Raw genomic sequence first — 19,054 nt, forward strand, 5'->3', positions numbered from 1 at the left:
TTCCTCCCATTTAATGTTGTGGCCACTCCCGATCAGGCCATGCGGCTCAATGCCTGAGCTGCGTCCTCCAACGCTGCTTCGGCTGCCGTGAGTTCATTTGTGTATTGCAAGAAGCCGTGCACGACGCCTTCGTTAATAGCGAATTCGTCTTTACGACCGATCTTCAGAAGACGTTCATGCAGCGAGACCGTATCGGAGTAGAGGGGATCTATACCGGCGGCTGTGAGGTAGAGCGGCGGAAGACGTCCAAGCACCGTATCGTCGGCCTGAAGCGGGCAGGCAAGTGGATTGGACGCGATGTCATTCGAAGCCGCGTACCAGCCCCAGTAACGCTTCATTTTATCAGTCGTCAGCCCAGGGCCGTTCCTGAAAACCCGATAGGACGGTGTTTCGAAATTCATGGCATAATTGCCATAAAAAAGCAGAGCGCCTTGAGGAAGCGGCCTATCGCATTCAACCTCGTTTAGCATCGCGGCAAGTGAAAGGTTCGCTCCGGCTGAATCACCTGCGATGTAGACAGGTCCACCTAATCCGTCGATTTCGCCGTCCAGCAATGCTCGCAGTGTGCCGATGACGTCGTGAAGGCCAGCAGGGAAGGGATTTTCAGGAGCGAGTCTGTAATCCGGCAGAGCCACGGTCATTCGTGTCTTTTCGGCAAGAACCCGCGCAAAGCGTTCGTGGGTGCTCGGGCTGCAGAACGCAAAGCCACCGCCATGAATAAACAGAATGGTCCCCGGTCGCCGCGTTTCCGGTTCGAGGATCAGAAGAGGCGTCTCGTTCGAGCCAACGGACGAGTCGGCGGCGACGCGGATCGACCGCATATCATGCATTCTGGGAAGATTGACGTTCCAGCGCCTATTGTTCTTTTCGGTTTGCGCACGGCCTTCAGCGGGAGGAAGCGTCATCGGATCTGGAGCCGCCGACAATTCATCCGCCAGCTTTTCGAGCAGTTCCTGCATTTCCGGTTGGAGTTCACGATTGAGAGCAAGGGCTGTCATGGGCGCGCCTCATCTGGGAAAACTGCCGGGCCAAGATCGACAATCGTTGCAATATGGTGCCCCATAGCCAATTGAGCCGCGGCCGCGTCTCCTGCTTCGATGGCGTCGATGATTGAACAATGTCGTAGTGCCGTTCCGCGCAGATCGCGCTCGCTTCGGCTCTGCGAAATCTTGAAGCGGTGATTGTGCACCAGGCAGCGGTGGAGGATGGGATTGAGAGCTGGAAGATCTGCTTCCTCGAATATGCGCCGGTGAAAATCGCGGTCGATCGCCGCAAGGCGATATTCGTCTTCTTCTTCAGCAGCCTTCAACATATTATCCAGCATGATCCGAAGATCGTCGATCAGATGCTTCGATTGGCGGGCCATGACACGCAAAATTCCATTGCATTCTATCGAGTTGCGAAGCCGGAACATCTCCACGGCTTCGTCGGGAGTGCACAGGGAAACCTGCGTGCCTCGGTGTCCTTGCCGCAGAACGAGCCCCTCTTCCTGCAGCTGAAGCAGCGCTTCTCGAACAGGGCCCTGGCTGCACCGAAAATGTGCCGCTATTTCCAATTCCGTAAGATTGGCGCCTGCGGGCAGAGTCCCAAGCATTATATCTTGCTTAAGCGCTTCAAACACGACCGCCGCTTTCGGAGGTCTGCTTTGAACGAGTTTCGATGAAAAATAAGCCACGCCGATAATCGCGCCTTCTTGCGTTTTAACTCAGTTATCATTATTGATAATAATATTAATAAATGACGTCAAGCGGAAACTCTGGGAAGGAGAGGGTATGATTGCCATCGCATTGGAGCGAATCCAGAAATCCTATGGCACCCATAAGGTGATCCAGGATCTGGATATTCAGATTGAGAGCGGTGAATTCGTTGTCTTGGTCGGTCCCTCCGGTTGCGGCAAATCAACTTTGCTTAGAATGATCGCTGGCCTTGAGGAAATATCCGGCGGCGAACTGAAATTCGGCGACACCGTGGTCAACGACCATTCGCCATCGGAACGCAATATCGCGATGGTATTCCAGGATTATGCGCTCTATCCCCATATGAGCGTCGAAGAGAATATGGCCTTCGGGCTCAAGATGCGGGGCGCGAATGATAATGACCTGTCGTCGCGTATCAACGCGGTGGCGGAGACTCTTAAGATTGGGGAGTTTCTTGCGCGACGACCAGCGCAATTGTCAGGCGGTCAGCGTCAGCGTGTCGCAATGGGGCGAGCAATCGTCAGGCAACCAAATGCTTTTCTGTTCGATGAGCCGTTATCAAATCTTGATGCCGCATTGCGTGTCGAAATGCGGCTGGAAATTGCGAAGCTGCACAGAACCATCAAGGCTACGACTGTCTATGTGACGCATGATCAGGTTGAGGCGATGACCTTGGCCGACCGTATCGTGGTTATGAACCGCGGAAATGTCGAGCAGATCGGAAAGCCGCTTGATATTTATCGCAATCCTGCCAGCCTCTTCGTCGCGCAGTTTATCGGCAGTCCAACAATGAACGCCATTCATGGTGTGTTGAGAAAGGACACTAATAAAGGCATTGTATTCGAATATAATGCAAAAGCCATCATGCTTGGTGTAGGTGGAAAAACGTTTTCTTATCCTGATCATGTCACCCTGGGGCTTCGTCCAGAAGATCTAAAGCTGTGCCTTCCAGATGAAGCCTGGTTTACGGGCGAATTGGCGGTCGTGGAGCGACTGGGTAGTCAAATATTTGGCTATTTAGAAATAGGTCAGCCAAAGATGTTAACGGTCGAGTTTCCACGGGACAGTGAACTGGAAGTGGGAGCGATTGTACACGTTGCTGGTGATCAGAATCGGATGCATTTGTTCGACGGCAACTCCGGCAAACGGATTTAACTAAAAATTCTGAGGACTAAGGGTGCTTTGGCGGCCCGCATCTAGACTAATGTTGGGACTGCGATGTTCTTGCCATTTTGACGTGGTAGGACCTAACTCCTCATGAGGAGCGCTGCTGACATGTTCGCGACGAAGCAGATGGCAGGAGCAGAGTTCTAGATTTTTGGTCCCCCTGATGCGCAATTCGTTACGGATGTGAGAGATCGCAACCAGGCCTTCGAAAGGCTATCGCAGCCGCAAAAAACACCGCTGCTCCACTACTTTATTTTCGTTTAACGTCTCACCTGCGTTATAAGAGTGATGGATCGAGCCGCAGCTGTCACCAGGGGCGCATATTTTTCTTCCGCTTCTTCCGGCGTGTAGCGACTGCGAGATACAGCAATATTGATTGCACCATAGGGATGGCCCCGAGCGTCCAGGATGGGTGACGCGAAAGACAGATCGCCGTGGAAATACTCTTCAAAAGCTGTTGCATAGCCTTTGGTTGCAGCATGTTTGAGCTTTGCGTTCAACTCCTCACGATTCCAGGTGGTGTGTGGTGTGTAGGGATGTAAATGCGAACGATCTAACACATCATTCGCTTCCGTCTCTGTTAGTGCTGAGAGAATGGCAATACCGGGCGCCGTACAATAAGCGGGCAGGCGCATGCCGGTGACGACATCATTATTCAACACGTGACGGCTCATAAAACGCTGCACGAACACGATGTCGGTCCCGTCGAGAACAGTCAAATTAACAGTCTCTTCTGTAGTTTTACTCAAATGTAGTAGGTAGGGCGTGCCGCGCTCCACCAACACGCTGGCGCGGCTGTAGTGGTAGCCGAAGTCCAGTGTCTTTACGCCCAATTCGAAACGCTTTGTTTCGCTACTCTTCGTCAAGTAGCCAAGTTTGGTCAGCGTATAGGTAAAACGTTGTGCCGCGGAAATGTCAAAGCCGGTCTCTTCTGCAATTTGGGACAGGCTGAGATTGGGCCTGCTGCCATCAAACGCCTGCAAGACGCGGAATGCCTTTTCCACCGATTGTACCAGTAGTGGATCACGGTCTTCGCTTGCACCTTCCGCGCCTGATTTTTCTGACTTTTCCGTCTTGCGTGCCATCTAAGAACTCACCCGAGATATTTTCCAATCAGTAGCAGAATTATCAAACATCTGAAAAGATGCTTGACATAGTAATATGATTAAATCACCATAAAATAATGCTTATTGCAATGCAATAAAAAAGTATTGATAAGCGCATAATCCAAGGGAGAATACAATGGATCGCTTTATCCTGACTGAGCGTCGTGGCGAGGTCGGCATCATCACTCTCAATCGTCCGCTCATTCTCAATGCCTGGCACAGCGCCATGCGTCGTCAGCTCATCGATGCCTTCGATGCGTTTGAAAGCGATGCCGATATCCGCGCTATCATCCTGACGGGTGCCGGCGATCGCGCGTTCAGTGCCGGTCAGGATCTAAACGAAACCCGTACTTTTGACGCCGAACGCGGCAAAGAGTGGGTTGGCGAATGGGAACGTCTCTATGATCGCATGCGTTCGCTTTCGAAGCCGTTGATTGCTGCGCTCAACGGTGTTGCTGCCGGTTCGGCCTTTCAGGTCGCACTTCTTTGTGACTTCCGCATCGGCCATCCGGCTGTGCACATGGGACAGCCGGAAATCAATTCCGGAATCGCCAGCACGACGGGCCCCTGGATCATGCGCGAGATTATCGGTCTCGCCCGCACCATAGATTTGACGCTGAGTGGTCGCCTGATGGATTCCGACGAATGCCGTGCCATCGGCATTATCAACCGCATTGTGGACCAGTCGAAGGTTCTGGATGAGGCAATTGCACTCGGACGTGAGCTTGGCGCTAAGCCGCCGGTTGCCATGCGCCTCAACAAGCAGCGTTTCCGCGAAATGACGGAAGCAGGTTTCCGCGATTGTCTGGATGCCGGCTCGCGCATTCAGAAGGAAGCTTATGCATCGGGCGAACCCGCTCGCATGATGGAGCAGTTTCTTGCTGAGCGCGCCGCGCGCAAGGCGTCCTGATCGATCAACTGCCGCCCGTCACCAACGGTGGCGGGCTGTCTCATACCGCAATGCATAACGGAACGACCTGCCGGAGGGAAAACAATGAAAAACGGGAAAACGATTACACTTCATCGCCGCGATCTGTTGAAGTTCGGAGGAGGGCTCGGGATTGCTCTGGCTGCTCCAGCTATTCTGACGCGTCGTGCATTCGCGGCCGAACCTCTGACCGTTGCTGATCCGGGCGGCCCTTACAGCCCTGGTTATCGCAAAGCCTTTTATGATCCTTTTGAAAAGGCGACGGGCATCAAGGTCATCAACGTGGCGCGCGATGCCGAACCGACCGCGCAATTTCGCGCTATGGTCGAGACAGGTTCCTATAGCTGGGATGTCTGCACGCTGACACTGTCGGCGCGCGATATCCTCCAGAAGCGCGATCTGTTGGAGCCGATCAATATTGCTGCCGGGGATGTTCCCGGCCTGATGCCGGATTCGCTGACGAATGTCTGGCTCGGTGTCGATGTCTATTCGACGATCATGGCTTATCGTACCGACAAGTTCGACGATACCACCGCGCCGAAATCCTGGTCGGATTTCTGGAACGTCGAGAAATTTCCGGGGCGCCGGTCTTTGCGCAAGAACCCGATCGATACGCTGGAGCAGGCATTGCTCGCTGACGGTGTTCCGCTCGACAAGCTCTACCCGCTCGATATCGAGCGCGCTTATGCCAGTCTTGAAAAAATCAAGCCGCATGTGGATGTGTGGTGGACGGGCGGTGCCCAGTCGAGCCAGCTCATCCAGAGCGGCGAAGTGGACATGATTGCTTTGTGGAACGCCCGTGCGCAGGCCGTCATCGACGGTGGCGCTCCCGTGAGAATCGGCTGGAACCAGGGCCTCTATTCCATTGAAGGCTGGGGTATCCCGAAAGGCTCGCCGCGTGCCGACAGTGCGCGTCAGTTTGTCAAATTCTGCACCGATGCGAAGCAACAGGCGCTGTTCACGGAATTCCTCGCTTACGGCCCGACTAACCTGAAGGCCTATGAGCATATTCCCGCAGAACGGGCATCGTCACTGCCGACCTTCGAAGCCAATCTGAAACAGATGAGCATTGCCAGGGAAGACTGGTGGAGCGCCAATCGTTCCGAAATGACCGAGCGCTTCAATGCCTGGATACTGGGATAAGCTGAACTGAAGGTGACCGACGCGGTCTCCCAGAAGACACAATACGCAAAAACAAAAGGTGGAGCAGCGACCATAATGGCCGCTGACTCCGGGTTAAAAGGGAACGACATGCTTGCCAAACCCGAACAGGCTCTTCAGCCCAAACTTCTCGTTGACGGACTCTCCAAGCGCTACGGTGAAACCACCGCGCTTAAACCGACGACTATTGCGGTGCAGCAGGGCGAGTTTCTTACACTTCTTGGACCTTCAGGATCCGGCAAGACGACGCTGCTTCAGATGATCAGCGGCCTTGTTTTGCCCACGGAAGGCCGCCTTTTCATTGATGGCAGGGACGAAACCGATACGCCGGTGCATAAGCGCGACATCGGCCTTGTTTTCCAGCACTATGCGCTGTTTCCACATCTCACTGTCGAAGAAAATATCGCGTTTCCGCTGAAGATGCGCGGCCAGAAATCTGCCGATGTAAAGGCGCAGGTACAGCGCACGCTGGAAATGGTGCAGCTCGGCCATCTGGCTTCGCGGTTTCCACGTGAGCTTTCGGGCGGCCAGCAACAGCGTGTGGCGCTGGCGCGCTGCTTTGTCTACCAGCCCTCCATCATTCTCATGGACGAACCGCTCGGCGCGTTAGACAAGAAGCTGCGCGAACATATGCAGTTTGAAATCAAGCGGCTGCATCGTCAGACCGGCGCGACCGTTGTTTATGTGACGCACGATCAGGAAGAGGCGCTGGCGCTTTCGGACCGGATTTGTCTGATGAACCATGCCATGGTCGAGCAGATCGCGCCGCCACAGGAAATCTACTCCCGCCCAACAACCGCTTTCGCAGCAGACTTTATCGGCATCTCCAATATTTTCCGTGGCAATATCGAAGCGGGCACGGATGGTTGCAAGCATCTTGCAACCAAGAATGCGAAGCTTCTTCTCGACAAGACATGCACGGTCGATGGCGGCGAAATGGCTCTCGTCGTGCGGCCGGAACATCTGGCGCTCGGAGATACCGGAGTGAACCGTATCAGCGGCCAGGTTGCGGAAGTGGTCTATGCCGGGTCCGAAACGCGTGTGTTGGTTGACGCCGCCGAAGCACGTCTTCTGACGGTGCGTGTGTTGCCGGGACAGCCTATCCCTGCGCTGGGCGAAAACGTTACATTGAGCTGGCAGCCTGAAGCCGCCGTTCTGGTGACGCCATGAGTGTAGCTGCAGTTTTCCCAGCGGGCGCGACAACGCGTTCCCGTTTCCGGTTCGGTCCGCTCTGGCTTGCTCTGCCGGGGCTCGCCTTCCTGATCATCTTCTTCCTTGTGCCCGTTGCGCGCCTGATGGGGCTGAGCTTCGAAAATGCCGATACGGGTGCGATGACGGCGGCGCATTACACGCGAATCTTCGACACGGATGTCTATTTTCGCGTTTTGCTGATTACGTTTCGCATCGCTGCTCTGACAACGCTGTTTTCGCTTCTGTTCGGCTATCCACTCGCCTACTGGCTGTCGCGTCTGCCGGAACGCAAACGCGGTCTCATGATCCTGCTGGTCATGGTGCCGTTCTGGACGAGCTATCTCGTCAAAAGCTTTGCCTGGGTTATTCTGCTCGGTCGCACCGGCGCGATCAATCAGCTCGGCCTCGGCTCCGGTGTCATCGGCTCACCGCTCGAAATGCTGCATAACGAGTTCGGTGTCATGATCGGCATGGTTCATGCCATGATGCCACTGGCCGTATTGACCATGCTGCCAGTTATGAGCGGGATTGATCGCAGGCTGACACAGGCTTCGGGCACGTTGGGGGCGGATTCGGCCAAGAGTTTCTGGCTGGTCTATTTCCCATTGTCCCTGCCGGGGGCAGCAGCAGCCGGGCTTCTCACCTTCATTTCTTCCCTCGGCTTTTTTATCGTTCCAGCCCTTTTAGGCGGACGTCAGCAGACCATGCTTGCGCAGCTGATCATCGTGCAGGTGCAGGAAATACTGAACTGGGCTTTCGCGGGTGCACTGGCTGCCATGATGCTGGTTGCTGCCCTTGTCACGTGCTGGGTCTATGATCGTGTTTTCGGTCTCTCAAGTCTTTCAGGCGATACGGGCACCGGTCGTAAGGGCAAAACCGGTATTCTGCGAAATATCGGTTTGCGTATTCTGGAAGTCTGTGCGCTTGCGTCAAGCAGCATTGCAACCGCTGTCCGTACGTTGCTCGGACAAGCCGTCACAAAGCGTCTGATGGGACTGTATTGCTTTCTGTCCTGCGCATTTCTGATGCTGCCGACGCTGATCGTGATTCCGATTGCGTTCACCAGCTCGCAGTTTCTGGAATTCCCGCCTCCCGGCTTCAGCCTCGACTGGTTCCGCGCCTATTTCACCTCCGATCTCTGGTTGTCTGCGACCTTGCGCTCCTTCGGTGTGGCCTTTGCGACGGCCATCTTCGCGACGGTCATTGGTGGCTTTGCCGCGCTGGCATTGGCGCGGTCGCGGTCACGCTGGGCCGGGCTGATCTTTGCCTTCTTTCTCGCTCCCATGATCGTTCCCCGCATAGTTATTGCGGTCGGCCTGTTTTATCTGTTCGCCCAGATCGGACTTGTGGCCACCAATACAGGTCTCGTGATCGGCCATACGGTGCTGGCTTTGCCCTTTGCCTTCGTTGCGATTGCAGCAGTCTTGAAAAGCTATGACTGGCGTCTCGATCAGGCCGCGGCAACGCTCGGTGCGAACAAGGTGCAAGCGCTGCGTTTCGTGACCGTTCCGCTCATCCGCAGCGGTCTGACGGCGGCGTTCCTCTTCGCCTTTATTACCTCCTTCGACGAACTCACGGTTGCGATCTTTGTCAGTGGCGGCATCAAGACCACTTTGCCCAAACAGATGTGGGACGACATGATCCTCCAGCTCAATCCGACGCTTGCCGCTGTATCGGTCGTCGTTTTCCTCATTGTTACAACGCTTCTTCTGGCGGCGGAAAAACTCCGCCGCTCCTCATGATCAAAAAGAGTGTGCCTCCCATGACTGTGAAATTTGAAGGCTTCCTCGGAAGCTTCCTGACCAAGGCTGCGCAAAAGCCCGACCAAAACTTTGCCCTATTCAATGGCGAACCGATCAGCTTCGCTGCCATTGAGCGGAAGTCAGCCGCGCTTGCGGCGCATCTCAACGCTCGTGGGCTGAAGCACGGTGATCGTGCTGCGGTCATGATGCGTAACTCGGAACTTTCGTTGCCGATCTTGTTCGGCCTTGCTCGCGTAGGCATAGTCTGGGTGCCGGTCAATGCGCAGCAACGAGGCGAGGGGCTGCGCTATATTCTGGAGCATTGCGAAGCGGGCGTGGTCATTTGCGATCCCGATGCACGGGAAACCATCCGCGAAAGTGGCGCTGAGATACCGGCAGAGGCTTTCATTCTGACTTCGGGTCAAGGATCGCTACAAGATATCGTTGCCCAGGAAAGTGCAAGCTTTACCGGTGATCTGCCCACAGCGAACGATCTTTTCGCCATCATGTACACATCCGGCACAACCGGACGGCCAAAGGGCGTGCTTGTTACCCACGGGATGATGCGACTTGCTGGAGAAGCCGTACGGCAACTGACCATGGTGCGGCCGGGCGACGTCTTCTTTGTCTGGGAGCCGCTTTATCATATCGGCGGCGCACAACTCATTGTCCTTCCCGCGCTGGAGGACGTCACGCTGGCGATGGTCGACCGTTTCAGCGCCAGCCGTTTCTGGGCACAGGTTCGCCAATATGGTGCAACGCATATCCATTATCTGGGCGGTATCCTGCAAATATTGCTGAAGCAACCGGAAAGCGCTTCCGATCGGGATCATCCGGTACGGATCGCTTGGGGCGGCGGTTGTCCGAAAGAAGTCTGGCCGCTTTTCCGTGACCGCTTCGGTGTCGAGATGCGCGAATGCTACGGCATGACCGAGGCTTCCAGTATCACCACCTGTAATGATAACGGAACTGTCGGTGCAGTTGGCAAGCCGATGCCATGGTTCACGATTGAGCTTCTTGATGAAACCGGCCAGCCCGTGGCTGACGGCGAGAAGGGGGAGATCGTCGTGCGTTCTTCTATCGAAGGCGCCTTGTTTCAGGGTTATTTGCACAATCCCGAAGCGACGGAAAAAACCCTGCGCAACGGCGCACTTCATACCGGCGATTCCGGTTCATTCGACGCAGACGGCAATCTCTGGTTCCACGGTCGCCTGACCGACAGTGTACGCTGTAAAGGTGAAAATGTTTCCGCATGGGAAGTCGAACATATTGCGGGCGCGCATCCATCGGTAGAGGATTGCGCGATTGTCGGCGTTGCTGCCGAATTTGGCGAGCAGGACATAAAGCTGTTCGTCAAGCCGAAATATGGTTGCGAAGTCGACCCAGCTACGCTTTCGGCGTGGCTGTCGAGCCGTCTCGCACCCTATCAGAATCCACGTTACATTGCCGTGATTGATGAGTTCGAGCGTACGCCGAGCCAGCGCATTATGAAGCATAAACTGTCAAAGGAACTCGGCGATTGTTGGGACCGACATGAGGTAGCACTCGCTCCGGGCGAGTAGCCAAAGAGTAATGGCCTCTCGAATGAGTTGGTAGCATTTCCAGTGCCTTCAAGATGCGATCCGTTTTATTCGGTGAAACCCTCCGGCGAAATCAAACCGCCGGGAATTCCAATCGACGTCAAGCGCTACCAGGCCTTCGCGGATTTCGCGAAGGCCTGGTAGCGCGAAGACCCTGATATTCTATCAATGTCAGCCCGGTGAAATCCCAGGGAATAATGGTGGAGCGCACTCTCTGCGTGGTGGGTAGCTCGATTTATTAGCCGATGTTGCGGCCTTAGCACTTGTTGCCACTGCTTCTGAACGATGCGGCAGTAGCAAGCTGGTTGGTTGTGCATTCGGCTCGTCCTGTTGGAGATGAGTGCTATTCTCGTCAGCCGCCACTTTTTTTAGAACAGACAAGCGGCGAGGTGGGCTATGTTTCGATCGTGAGGAATCTTGACTGGCAATCAAATGGCAGCTCGTTAATCGGTATTATTTCATTGATTTGGGAATAGTCATCTTTCCACGTGTCGCGAAAGAAATCTGTTAATTTCTTTGTGTTGCGGTGCTCGGCCAGTGAAGGCTTCGACATAATATGGAACACGGGCGAGCCGCAATGCAGTCTTTTCTTGCGTTCGCATAGAGATATAGCCAATCTGCACAAGATATATAGAGCGCGCGCGTACATCGGCGATATCTTCATCAAATCCGAAACGTTCAAACATCCGAGAAAGACCCCGAAGACGCAATACGTCGGCCTTCTGCACTTCGTTTTCAACTTTTTCTGATTGAAGGGCCCAACTGCGGATCGCGAATTCAAAAGCAGGATCAAATAGATCGCAATCAAACCAGCAATCAAAAACATTTAAAACGGCTTCTTCGATTGTTTCTGCATAGGCATTTGTCTGGCGCAGTAGGGCACCTGTATTCTTATCGCGCCAACGCGCGATAAGAGTGTCGAGCAATTCTCGACGGTCCTTGAAGAACCAGTAGAAACTGGTGCGTGACAGATTGAGCCGCTTGGCCAGCGGCAAAATACGCACGGCTTCCACGCCGCTTTCGATCAGCGCATCATAAGCCGCTTCAAGCCAAAGATCTGGCGATCCGCGCCATCCTGTTTCGTTTGTCACCGGTTGTTCCATGGCGTCAGATCTACCAGACGCTCGGTATTTGGCAAGAAGACTAAACAGCTTTGTACGGTAAAATGACAGCTATGATTATTAAATTGACAGTGATGTACATTTCTAGCTAGCCTTGTTGAAAACAACAAATGGGAACGACCGAAATGTCAGCCGATCCGCTGTTGCAGCCGCTTACCATCAAGCATCTGACGCTTCGTAACCGCATCATGCTCACGTCGCATGAGCCAGCCTATGCCATTGACGGCATGCCGAAGGAGCGCTATCGCGCCTATCATGTCGAACGGGCCAAGGCCGGTATCGCGCTGACGATGACGGCGGGCTCCGCCTCGGTGTCGAAGGACAGTCCGCCTGCCTTCAACAATGTGCTGGCCTATAAGGACGAGGTTGTGCCCTGGTTGCGGATGCTGGCGGATGAGTGCCATGAGCACGACGCGGCGGTGATGATCCAGCTTACCCATCTCGGTCGCCGCACCCGCTGGGACAAGGGCGACTGGCTGCCCTCCGTGTCGTCAACTGCAAAGCACGAACCGGCCCATCGCGCTTACCCCAAACGGGCCGAGGAGTGGGATATCGAGCGCATCATCCGCGATTATGCCGATGCGGCGGAGCGGATGAAAGCAGCCGGTCTCGACGGTCTGGAACTGGAGGCCTATGGCCACCTGCTCGACCAGTTCTGGTCGCCGCTGACCAATGAGCTCGATGGCGATTACGGCGGTTCGCTCGACAATCGGCTGCGGCTTTCCTTTCAGGTTCTGAGCGCCATTCGCGAGCGGGTTGGGCCGGATTTTCTGGTCGGCATTCGTTATGTCGCCGATGAGACGCTTGAAGGCGGCCTGACCCGTGCGGATGGACTGGAGGTTTCCCGCAGGCTGAAGGACAGCAGTCTGGTCGATTTTCTCAATGTCATTCGCGGCCATATTGAAACCGATGCCGGTTTGACTGACGTCATTCCCATTCAGGGCATGCCGAGTGCGCCGCATCTGGATTTCGCGGGCGAAATCCGGTCCAGCACCGGAATGGCGACGTTTCATGCCTCCAAAATTCAGGATGTGGCAACAGCGCGCCATGCTATTGCATCCGGCAAGCTCGACATGGTCGGCATGACGCGTGCCCATATGACCGATCCGCATATCGTGCGCAAAATCCTTGAAAAGCGGGAAGAGGAAATCCGCCCCTGCGTCGGCGCGAATTACTGCCTCGACCGGATTTATCAGGGCGGTGCAGCCTATTGCATCCATAATCCCGCCACGGGTCGCGAGACCTCCATGCCGCATGTCGTCAACAAGGCTGAACAAAGCCGCCGCATCGTGGTTGTCGGTGCGGGTCCCGCCGGGCTGGAAGTCGCGCGCATCAGCGCCGAGCGCGGTCATAAGGTCGTGGTCTTCGAGGCGGCGAGCCAGCCGGGCGGTCAGGTACGGCTGACAGCGCAAAGCCCGCGCCGTCGCGAGATGATGGGCGTCATCGACTGGCGCATGGCGCAGTGCGAAAAGCTCGGCGTCGATTTTCGCTTCAACGCCTGGGCCGAGGCCGACACGGTAACGGCGGAAGCGCCGGATGTGGCAATCATCGCGACCGGCGGCATGCCGGAAATGAGCCTGCTTGGCGCGGGCAACGAGCTTGCCGTTTCCGCCTGGGACATCATTTCCGGCGATGTGCGCCCGGGAACCAATGCGCTGGTCTTTGACGAGGCGGGAGATCATGCCGGGCTTCAGGCCGCGGAATTCATCGCCAATGCGGGCGGCAAGGTCGAGATCATGACTGCCGACCGCACATTCGCACCGGAAGTTATGGGCATGAACCTCGTGCCCTATATGCGCAGCCTGCAAAAGAAGGATGTCACCTTCACGGTCGGCTATCGGCTGGAAGGCATTCACCGCGACGGCAACAGGCTCGTTGCGCGGATCGGCAGCGATTATGGCGCGCCTGTCAGCGAGCGCGAATTTGACCAGATCGTCATCAATGACGGTACACGGCCGATGGATGCACTGTATTTCGAGCTGAAACCCCTCTCCCGCAACCTCGGCGCGGTGGATTACGACGCCCTGATCGAGGGGCGCAAACAGGACGTTGTCAGAAATGCGCAAGGCGCTTTCGAGCTTTATCGGATTGGCGATGCCGTTGCGGCCCGTAACACCCATGCGGCCATTTATGACGGGTTGCGGCTGGGCAAGGATCTGTAGTCAGAGGCATGAACTCATAACTAAGAGTTATGAAGTCGTAGAAATTTTTTGCCTTTGTATTCTTTCCAGCGGTCACTATCGTGATGAAGATAAAGGGAACGTCGGCGGCATAATAAATAATCAAGGTTCCGCCAGAACGAGCATAGATCCAGCGTGTCTTGCAGGCATTTCCGGCCTGCATCCGCGTAAAGATGGGATTGTCGCGATGAACGATAAAAAAGGGGGAGTGCAGTTATTGAACGCAATGCGACCGACTTTGGTGTCAGGGTCTGCTGGCGTGGAAAATGCGCCTGCCTCCGCATCGAAACTCATACGCCTTGAGGGGTTGAGCAAACATTTCGGGGCGCATCTCGTCCTTGAGAATATCGATCTGGAAGTTGCGCAAGGCGAAGTGCTGGCAATCATCGGTCCCAGCGGCTCGGGCAAGAGCACACTTCTGCGTTGCATCAATTATCTGGAAAGGCCGGATGGCGGTCTCCTGACGGTCGGCAAAGTAAAGCTCGACGCCACTCAAGCGCCGCGTACTGCGCAGCTGAAGGAATTGCGCAATACGGTTGGCATGGTGTTCCAGTCGTTCAATCTGTTCCCGCATATGAGTGTTCTGCGCAATGTCAGCCTGCCGCAAGAACGTGTGCTGGGTCGCAGCCGCGCAGAAGCCGAGGAGCGGGCGATCCAGCTTCTCGAACGTGTCGGTCTTGCTGACAAGGCGACACAATATCCGGGCCGCTGCTCGGGTGGTCAGCAGCAGCGCATCGCCATCGCGCGCTCGCTGGCGCTCAATCCGCAGGTGATGCTGTTTGACGAGCCGACCTCGGCGCTCGATCCTGAACTGGGGCTCGAAGTGCTTGCCGTCATGCGCGAGCTTGCCGAAAGCGGCATGACCATGCTCGTGGTGACCCATGAAATGGGCTTTGCGGAAAATGTCTCCGATACGGTCATGATCATGGCCGATGGGCGTATCATCGAGAAGGGCGCATCGAAGGACGTCATGCGCAATCCGCAAGAGGAACGCACGAAGCGGTTTCTTCGTGCGGTGCATGACCGATGACAGCGGACAATGTTCTCCTCATCCTGAGCGGCCTGCCATGGACCATAGCGCTGACGCTGGGTTCCTTCGCAATTGGCTGCATTCTTGGCGTCCCGCTTCTCGCCGCGCGTCAGGCATGTCTCGCGCCGGTACGGTGGATCGCGGCTGTGCTGATCCAGATCGTGCGCGCCCTGCCACCGATCCTCTGGCTGTTCATCATCTTCTTCGGCATTGGCATGGGCATCATGCCGATTAATCCGTTTGTGGCTGCACTGATCGGTCTGGGGCTGATCGCATCGGCCAATATGGCTGAAATCTATCGCGGTGCGCTGGCCTCTCTTCATCATGGCCAGTGGGAAGCGGCGACGGCGTTGAATTTCGGCACCCGCCACACGCTGGTCGATGTGGTCGCGCCGCAGGCCTTTCGTGTCGCGCTGCCATCGGCGGCGAGCTATCTGATCGGGCTGATGAAGGAAACCGCCGTTGCCTCGACCATCGGTGTCGCGGATCTCGCCTTCAGGGGCAATCAGGTGTCGCAGCTGACCTTCAAGGGCATCGAGGTCTTCGCGCTGGTCGGCCTGTTCTACATTTTCCTGAGCCTCCCCGTCGCATGGCTGTCGCGCTCTGCCGACAGCTATCTGAGAGCAAAGGTGGCGCGCTGATGTTCCCGACCTCTGAAGAATTCTACGAATGGATGCCCGCGCTGCTCGGCGGGTTGCAAGTCAGCTTGCAGGTGGCGGCGCTGAGCCTCGCCATCGGCATCCCGCTCGGGCTGTTGCTGGCGCTGGGCGTCGGTGCAAAATCGCGCTTCAATCGTTATCTGAGCCTGTTTCTGGTCGAGATCGGGCGCGGCGCTCCCGCGCTGGTGCTGTTACAGTTCATGTATTTCGGCCTGCCTGCGACCGGTCTGACGATGACCTCGTTTTTGGCTGCCGTGGTGGCGCTGGCCTGGAATACGGGCGCTTACACGAGCGAGATCATCCGCGCGAGCCTGCAATCGATCCATCACGGCCAGCGCGAGGCGGCAGAGGCGATGGGCTTCAATGCGCTTGACGAACTGCGCTTTGTCCTGCTGCCGCAGGCTCTGCGCGTGGCGCTTCCCGCGCTGCTGGGCTTCGCGATCCTGATTTTTCAGGGCACGTCGCTCTGCTTCACGATCGCCCTGCCGGAACTCGTCAGCAACGCCTACGAAATCGGGTCCAATACGTTCCGCTATATGCCTGCCTTGCTGCTGGCCGGCTTGCTCTATGCCACGATCTGTATTCCGGCAGCATGGATCGTTTCCTATGTGGAGAAGCGCTCATCCGCTTACGCCACCCGATAAAACCCAACGCAACAATAAATGCCCACAAAAATAAAGGGGAGTAGCAGATGAAAAATGGGATGATACGTAAAGGTGTTCTCGGCGCCGCATTGCTTATGGGCCTGTCTTCGGCAGCGTTCGCAGAGGATTGCAAGCCGAAGCATGAGTTCAAGACCATCACGCCGGGCACGCTGACGATTGCCGTCACCACCTATGCACCGCATTCTTTCATGGATGAGAGCGGCAAGCTGAAGGGTCTCGATGGCGATATCGCAACCGAATTCGCCAAGCGTGAATGCTTGACCGTCAAGCCGGTCGCCGTCGATCCGGCTGCGGCCATCCAGTATGTGCTGTCGGGTCAGGCCGATATTACCACCGGCGATTGGTATCGCACCGCCGAACGCGCCAAGGTCATGAACCTTTCCTATCCGCTTTATAAGGACCAGATGGGTCTTTATTCCAAGGATGGCGCCAAGACTGTCGAGGAACTGGTCGGCAAGAATGTCGGCACCGTTCAGGGCTATCTCTGGGTCACCGATGCCAAGAAACTTCTGGGTGCGAAACTGCGCCTTTATCCGAACTCCGTGAACATGCATCAGGATCTCGCATCGGGGCGCATCGACATCGGTATCGATGGCTATTCGACCGGCGCTTATGCGGCCAAGAATGGCACGCTCAAGGATATCAAGGTCGAGGTTGCGCAGCCTGATCCGCGCATCCGCGCCACCAAGGAAGCGGCGCAGGCCAGCCTGCCTTATGCCAAGAGCGCGACGGATTTCGGTGCGGCACTCGACGCCAATATCGAGGAAATGCACAAGGACGGCACGATTGCCAAAATCCTGAAGTCCTACGGTCTCGATGAAAGCGCTGGCGACACCGGTGCGCCAAAGCTCATCGAGTAGTCGATAACACAATGATATGGTGCAGCGGTTTACTGCTGCACCTGTCTCAACCATACATTTTATCGGAGACTGAACGATGACTGTTTACGCGGTCAGCCGGAATAGCCAGTCATGGTATGGAGAACAGGTCGGCATTCTCATTCTTGATGCGGCCTATCCCTGTGTGCCCGGCAATGTCGGCAATGCGACGACCTATAATTATCCCGTTCGTTATCAGGAGGTGTGTGGTGCTTCCATTGATCGGCTGTTGAACCGGCGAGACCCGCACTTGCGTGAGGCTTTCGTGGAGGCGGCGCTTGAGTTGCAGAGGCGTGGTGTGAAAGCAATTACCGGCGCCTGCGGGTTCATGGCATATTTCCAGGAAGAGGTTGCCGAAGCAGTCGATATTCCGGTCTTCTTGTCGAGCCTGATGCAGATACCTTTCATGCACGCTGTAGCGCGTGGCACTGTGGGCGTGATCACCGCCAATGCAGAGCGTCTGACACCGCGCCATTTCGCGGCAAGCGGAATCTCCAGCACAATCCCGATTGTACTGGCTGGAATGGAAGATCAGGAGGAATTCCGTGAAGCGATCCTCGAAGAGAAGGGAACGCTCGATTCCGCCGCCATCGAGCGCGAGGTTTGTAACGTTGCCAAAAAGCTGATGAGTGACAATCCCGATGTTCGATCCATTCTACTCGAATGCAGCGATCTCCCACCCTATGCTCATGCGGTGCAGAAAGTGACTGGGCGGCCTGTGTTCGATTTCATCACGATGATTAACTATGTCCAGCAGACTGTTGCGTGCCGCCCCTATCACGGCTTCATGTAACCGGAGTTCTCCGATGCCTCTAGACCACTATTTTCTCCTTGGCCGATCAGGTCTTCGTGTCAGCCGTCTCGCGCTTGGCACGATGACATTCGGCAATGCCGGGATCAGGGGGATCGGCGGGTCGTGGGGCACCGATGAGGGCAATGCGCGGGCCATTTTCGACCGCTATCTGGAAGCGGGCGGTAATTTCATCGACACGGCGGATTCCTATGGCGCGGGTCTCAGCGAAACACTGGTTGGCAAGTTCGTCGAGGAAGCTGGCGCACGGGATCGCGTGGTCATTGCGACCAAATATTCGAACAATCTGCAGCCGGGCAATCCCAATGCCGGTGGCAATGGCCGCAAGAACATGATGCGAGCGGTTGACCAGTCGCTGAAGCGACTGAAGACCGATTATATCGATCTCTATATGGTGCATACTTGGGATGGAATAACGCCGGTGGAAGAGGTGATGCGCGCTTTCGACGATCTGATCCGAGCCGGCAAAATCCGCTATTGCGGCCTTTCGGATGTGCCTGCCTGGTATGCAACACGCGCACAAACCTGGGCGGAAGCGCATGCATTGTCGCAACCAATCAGCCTGCAATTGCCCTATTCACTGGTCGAACGCAGCATAGAGCAGGAATTTGTGCCGCTCGGACAAAATCTTGGTCTCGGGATCACCGCATGGAGCCCGCTGGCCATGGGGCTTCTGTCGGGCAAATATCGCGCGGGTGGCGAGGGTCGCCTGAACCGCGACAATGCCGAAGGGCTGGGCCTGTTCACGGAGCGCAACATGCGTATCGTTGCGGCGCTGGCGGAGGTGGCCGATGCCATGAAGAAGCCGATGGCACAGGTCGCGCTCAATTGGGTGGTGACGCAGCCGGGCATCGGAGCAGCCATTATCGGCGCAAGCAAGCTTGCCCAACTCGACGACAATCTGGACGCGCTCGCATTTACAATTCCGGATGAGTTGCGCGCTAGACTGGAGGGTGCAAGCGCCCTTCAACCCACTTATCCCTATTCGCTTTTCGCGTCGGATTATCAGGCGGGCATTCTCAACTCCGGCGTTTCGGTCGGTGACAAGCCTGCCGGTTATCAACACCCGCATTTCGTGCCGAAGGTCGGTGAATACGCTTTCGGAAAGCCTCCCAAGAACGACTGATCAGTCTTAAGG

At 56.0% G+C, this 19,054-nt stretch carries 17 protein-coding genes; 13 read left to right on the forward strand and 4 right to left on the reverse strand.

Features of this window, described 5'->3' with window-relative positions:
• Positions 1-32: 32 nt before the first annotated feature.
• Both QLQ11_RS22300 and QLQ11_RS22305 read right to left on the reverse strand, forming a co-directional pair.
• Positions 33-998 carry an alpha/beta hydrolase gene (locus tag QLQ11_RS22300; RefSeq protein ID WP_124915675.1) on the reverse strand — a complete coding sequence of 322 codons (966 nt, stop codon included), beginning with the start codon at positions 996-998 and terminating at the stop codon, positions 33-35.
• Positions 995-1,675, reverse strand: coding sequence for a GntR family transcriptional regulator (locus QLQ11_RS22305; RefSeq protein ID WP_124915674.1), 681 nt, complete (start codon positions 1,673-1,675; stop codon positions 995-997). The genes QLQ11_RS22300 and QLQ11_RS22305 overlap by 4 nt, the downstream gene beginning before the upstream one ends.
• 97 nt (positions 1,676-1,772) lie before the next feature.
• Between QLQ11_RS22305 and QLQ11_RS22310 the strand changes: the two genes are divergently transcribed.
• On the forward strand, positions 1,773-2,852 hold the full coding sequence (locus tag QLQ11_RS22310) for an ABC transporter ATP-binding protein (RefSeq protein WP_283735386.1): 1,080 nt from the start codon (positions 1,773-1,775) through the stop codon (positions 2,850-2,852).
• 272 nt (positions 2,853-3,124) lie between these two features.
• On the opposite strand, the gene QLQ11_RS22315 is transcribed toward QLQ11_RS22310, so the two are convergent.
• Positions 3,125-3,949 (reverse strand): IclR family transcriptional regulator, encoded by an 825-nt coding sequence (locus QLQ11_RS22315; protein WP_124915672.1) that lies wholly within the window; start codon positions 3,947-3,949, stop codon positions 3,125-3,127.
• Positions 3,950-4,106: 157 nt separating this feature from the next.
• Here QLQ11_RS22315 and QLQ11_RS22320 point away from each other — a divergent pair, with 157 nt between their 5' ends.
• The 5 genes from QLQ11_RS22320 (at position 4,107) to QLQ11_RS22340 (ending at position 10,554) form a co-directional block, all read left to right on the forward strand.
• On the forward strand, positions 4,107-4,880 hold the full coding sequence (locus QLQ11_RS22320; RefSeq protein WP_283735385.1) for an enoyl-CoA hydratase/isomerase family protein: 774 nt from the start codon (positions 4,107-4,109) through the stop codon (positions 4,878-4,880).
• Between the two features lie 84 nt (positions 4,881-4,964).
• A complete protein-coding gene (locus QLQ11_RS22325) occupies positions 4,965-6,041 on the forward strand; it encodes a polyamine ABC transporter substrate-binding protein (protein ID WP_124915670.1) in 1,077 nt (358 codons plus the stop codon).
• Positions 6,042-6,149: 108 nt separating this feature from the next.
• On the forward strand, positions 6,150-7,229 hold the full coding sequence (locus tag QLQ11_RS22330; RefSeq protein WP_124915669.1) for an ABC transporter ATP-binding protein: 1,080 nt from the start codon (positions 6,150-6,152) through the stop codon (positions 7,227-7,229).
• Complete coding sequence (locus QLQ11_RS22335) at positions 7,226-8,992, forward strand: ABC transporter permease subunit (RefSeq protein WP_124915668.1); 1,767 nt, start codon at positions 7,226-7,228, stop codon at positions 8,990-8,992. Before QLQ11_RS22330 ends, QLQ11_RS22335 begins: the two co-directional genes overlap by 4 nt.
• Before the next feature lie 20 nt (positions 8,993-9,012).
• Positions 9,013-10,554, forward strand: coding sequence for an AMP-binding protein (locus QLQ11_RS22340; RefSeq protein ID WP_171319919.1), 1,542 nt, complete (start codon positions 9,013-9,015; stop codon positions 10,552-10,554).
• A 494-nt stretch (positions 10,555-11,048) separates the two neighbouring features.
• Here the strand turns inward: QLQ11_RS22340 and QLQ11_RS22345 are convergent, their stop codons facing one another.
• Positions 11,049-11,675, reverse strand: a complete 627-nt coding sequence (locus QLQ11_RS22345) for a TetR/AcrR family transcriptional regulator (protein WP_121539428.1) — start codon at positions 11,673-11,675, stop codon at positions 11,049-11,051.
• Between the two features lie 143 nt (positions 11,676-11,818).
• Between QLQ11_RS22345 and QLQ11_RS22350 the strand changes: the two genes are divergently transcribed.
• The 7 genes from QLQ11_RS22350 (at position 11,819) to QLQ11_RS22380 (ending at position 19,042) form a co-directional block, all read left to right on the forward strand.
• Positions 11,819-13,855 carry an NADH:flavin oxidoreductase gene (locus tag QLQ11_RS22350; protein WP_283735754.1) on the forward strand — a complete coding sequence of 679 codons (2,037 nt, stop codon included), beginning with the start codon at positions 11,819-11,821 and terminating at the stop codon, positions 13,853-13,855.
• Between the two features lie 235 nt (positions 13,856-14,090).
• On the forward strand, positions 14,091-14,903 hold the full coding sequence (locus QLQ11_RS22355; RefSeq protein ID WP_113534320.1) for an amino acid ABC transporter ATP-binding protein: 813 nt from the start codon (positions 14,091-14,093) through the stop codon (positions 14,901-14,903).
• Complete coding sequence (locus QLQ11_RS22360; RefSeq protein ID WP_121539429.1) at positions 14,900-15,544, forward strand: amino acid ABC transporter permease; 645 nt, start codon at positions 14,900-14,902, stop codon at positions 15,542-15,544. The genes QLQ11_RS22355 and QLQ11_RS22360 overlap by 4 nt, the downstream gene beginning before the upstream one ends.
• The gene (locus QLQ11_RS22365) at positions 15,544-16,206 is read left to right on the forward strand and encodes an amino acid ABC transporter permease (RefSeq protein WP_121539430.1); all 663 of its coding nucleotides are present in this window, start codon (positions 15,544-15,546) and stop codon (positions 16,204-16,206) included. Before QLQ11_RS22360 ends, QLQ11_RS22365 begins: the two co-directional genes overlap by 1 nt.
• Before the next feature lie 47 nt (positions 16,207-16,253).
• Complete coding sequence (locus tag QLQ11_RS22370; RefSeq protein WP_078338139.1) at positions 16,254-17,087, forward strand: transporter substrate-binding domain-containing protein; 834 nt, start codon at positions 16,254-16,256, stop codon at positions 17,085-17,087.
• Between the two features lie 76 nt (positions 17,088-17,163).
• Positions 17,164-17,898: an aspartate/glutamate racemase family protein gene (locus QLQ11_RS22375; RefSeq protein WP_121539431.1), complete on the forward strand. Its 735-nt coding sequence runs from the start codon at positions 17,164-17,166 to the stop codon at positions 17,896-17,898.
• A gap of 13 nt (positions 17,899-17,911) precedes the next feature.
• Entirely contained in the window at positions 17,912-19,042 is a 1,131-nt protein-coding gene (locus tag QLQ11_RS22380; protein WP_121539432.1) for an aldo/keto reductase, read from the forward strand.
• Positions 19,043-19,054 lie beyond the last annotated feature (12 nt).

Source organism: Ochrobactrum sp. SSR, from assembly GCF_030067775.1.
Classification (GTDB): Bacteria; Pseudomonadota; Alphaproteobacteria; order Rhizobiales; family Rhizobiaceae; genus Brucella; species Brucella teleogrylli.